Source organism: Roseicyclus sp. (assembly GCF_052168335.1).
Lineage (GTDB): Bacteria > Pseudomonadota > Alphaproteobacteria > Rhodobacterales > Rhodobacteraceae > Roseibacterium.
Genome location: NZ_JBQLZP010000553.1, coordinates 1 through 2,552 on the forward strand (window position 1 = coordinate 1; position 2,552 = coordinate 2,552).

The 2,552-nt window shown below is 68.0% G+C and carries 3 protein-coding genes and 1 pseudogene; all 4 read right to left on the minus strand.

Annotated features, from left to right (window positions below; translation table 11 throughout):
• Positions 1 to 542, minus strand: a 542-nt coding sequence (rplC, locus tag ACTS11_RS16795) for a 50S ribosomal protein L3 (RefSeq protein WP_442641446.1), incomplete at its 3' end; no start/stop codon positions are given.
• Between the two features lie 15 nt (positions 543 to 557).
• Positions 558 to 866 carry a 30S ribosomal protein S10 gene (gene rpsJ, locus ACTS11_RS16800; RefSeq protein WP_213595990.1) on the minus strand — a complete coding sequence of 103 codons (309 nt, stop codon included), beginning with the start codon at positions 864 to 866 and terminating at the stop codon, positions 558 to 560.
• A gap of 198 nt (positions 867 to 1,064) precedes the next feature.
• Positions 1,065 to 2,240, minus strand: a complete 1,176-nt coding sequence (tuf, locus tag ACTS11_RS16805; protein ID WP_442641447.1) for an elongation factor Tu — start codon at positions 2,238 to 2,240, stop codon at positions 1,065 to 1,067.
• A 104-nt stretch (positions 2,241 to 2,344) separates the two neighbouring features.
• A pseudogene (locus ACTS11_RS16810) lies at positions 2,345 to 2,552 on the minus strand (hypothetical protein); the annotation flags it as partial.

Here is a 2,552-nt window from a genome sequence, read left to right on the forward strand (position 1 = left end):
CGGACGACCTGCAGGTTCTGCGTGGTCACGCGGGCGGCGCCCATGTGGCCGGCCATCTTCTTGCCCTTGAAGACCTTGCCCGGGTCCTGGCACTGGCCGGTGGAGCCGTGCGAGCGGTGGCTGATCGACACGCCGTGCGAGGCGCGCAGGCCGCCGAAGTTGTGCCGCTTCATGGCACCGGCGAAGCCCTTGCCGATCGAGGTGCCCGTCACGTCGACGAACTGGCCCTCGAAGTAGTGGTCGGCGATGATCTCCTCGCCGACGGCGAGCAGGTTCTCGGGATCGACGCGGAATTCCGCGATCTTCCGCTTGGGCTCGACCGAAGCCTTGGCGAAGTGCCCGCGCATCGGCGCGGAGACCCGCTTGGCCTTCGCCGTGCCGGCGCCGAGCTGGACGGCGGTGTAGCCGTCCTTCTCGGGCGTCCGCTGGGCGACGACCTGGAGCTTGTCGAGCTGGAGCACGGTGACGGGAACCTGACGCCCGTCCTCCATGAAGAGCCGGGTCATGCCCAGCTTCTTGGCGATGATACCAGAGCGCAACATTCGAGCGGCCTCCCCTTACACCTTGATCTCGACGTCCACGCCGGCGGCGAGGTCGAGCTTCATCAGCGCGTCCACCGTCTGCGGGGTCGGATCGACGATGTCGAGAAGACGCTTGTGCGTCCGGATCTCCCACTGGTCGCGCGACTTCTTGTCGATGTGCGGACCGCGGAGAACGGTGAACTTCTCGATCTTGTTGGGGAGCGGGATGGGCCCGCGGACCTGCGCGCCCGTGCGCTTGGCCGTGTTCACGATCTCGAGGGTCGAGGCGTCGAGAACCCGGTAGTCGAACGCCTTGAGGCGGATCCGGATGTTCTGGCTGGCAATCGCCATGTCGTTTTCCTTTCAGTTGAGAGGAGGAACGCCCCGCGCCCCTCGTCGAACCGGTTTCGTTGTCCGCGCCGTCGCCGGAGCGGTGAAGGCCGCGCGTCTACACGGCGGCCCGTCCCTCGTCAATGTGCGCCGGCCCGGAAAAGCCGGCTTTTCCGGGCCGTTTCCGCCGGCGGAAACGGCCCGGCGCCCGGATCACTCGATGATCTTCGAGACGACGCCCGCGCCGACGGTGCGGCCGCCCTCGCGGATGGCGAAGCGCAGGCCGTCCTCCATCGCGATCGGCGCGATCAGCTCCACCGTGAACGCAACGTTGTCGCCCGGCATCACCATCTCGGTGCCTTCCTTCAGCTGCACCGTCCCCGTCACGTCCGTCGTGCGGAAGTAGAACTGCGGGCGGTAGTTCGCGAAGAACGGCGTGTGGCGACCGCCCTCCTCCTTCGTCAGGATGTAGGCCTCGGCCTCGAACTTCGTGTGCGGCTTCACCGAGCCGGGCTTGCAGAGCACCTGGCCCCGCTCCACCGCGTCCCGGTCGATGCCGCGCAGAAGCGCGCCGATGTTGTCGCCCGCCTCGCCGCGATCCAGCAGCTTGCGGAACATCTCGACGCCCGTGCAGGTCGTCTTCTGCGTCGTGCGGATGCCCACGATCTCGAGCTCGTCGCCCACGTTCACCACGCCGCGCTCGACACGGCCCGTCACCACCGTGCCCCGGCCCGAGATCGAGAACACGTCCTCGATCGGCATCAGGAACGGCTTGTCCACCGCACGCTCCGGCGTCGGGATGTAGGCGTCCACCGCCGCCATCAGCTCGCGGATCGAGTTCTCGCCGATCTCGGGGTCCCGCCCCTCCATCGCCGCCAGAGCCGAGCCCTTCACGATCGGGATGTCGTCGCCGGGGAACTCGTAGGAGGACAGAAGCTCGCGAACCTCCATCTCGACGAGCTCGAGAAGCTCCTCGTCGTCGACCTGGTCCACCTTGTTCATGTACACCACCAGCGCCGGAACGCCCACCTGGCGCGCCAGGAGGATGTGCTCGCGCGTCTGCGGCATCGGGCCGTCGGCCGCGTTCACAACCAGGATCGCGCCGTCCATCTGCGCAGCGCCCGTGATCATGTTCTTCACGTAGTCCGCGTGGCCGGGGCAGTCGACATGGGCGTAGTGCCGCGCCTCCGTCTCGTACTCAACGTGCGCCGTCGAGATCGTGATCCCCCGCGCCTTCTCCTCGGGTGCCCCGTCGATCTGGTCGTACGCGCGGAACTCACCGAAATACTTCGTGATCGCCGCCGTCAGAGTCGTCTTGCCGTGGTCAACGTGACCGATCGTGCCGATGTTCACGTGCGGCTTGTTACGTTCGAATTTTGCCTTTGCCATCTGCCTCGGCGCCCTGTCCGTTCGGGGGCCGCCGGCGCGAGAGGCGGACGGCCCGGTTCAACATCGCGGGCGGACTATTGCGACGGCGGGGAAAAATCAAGCCGTCAGTTGGCCAGCGGCTCGGGACAGGGCGTCTCCTCGGTCGGCACGCACGCCTCCGCCGCCTCGGCTGCGGCAGCCTCCGGCGCGCCCACCGGCGTCCCGGCCGCGGACGCCGCCGCCCCGACGTCGGCGGCGGCGACCTGCGCCGCATCGGGGTCGATGTTGAACCACTCGGGGTTCTGCGGCATCCAGAGCTGGATCCGCCGCGCG

Coding starts and splice junctions, on each gene's coding strand:
- tuf (WP_442641447.1), bottom strand. CDS start 2,240: ATGGCAAAGGCAAAATTCGAACGTAACAAGCCGCACGTGAACATCGGC.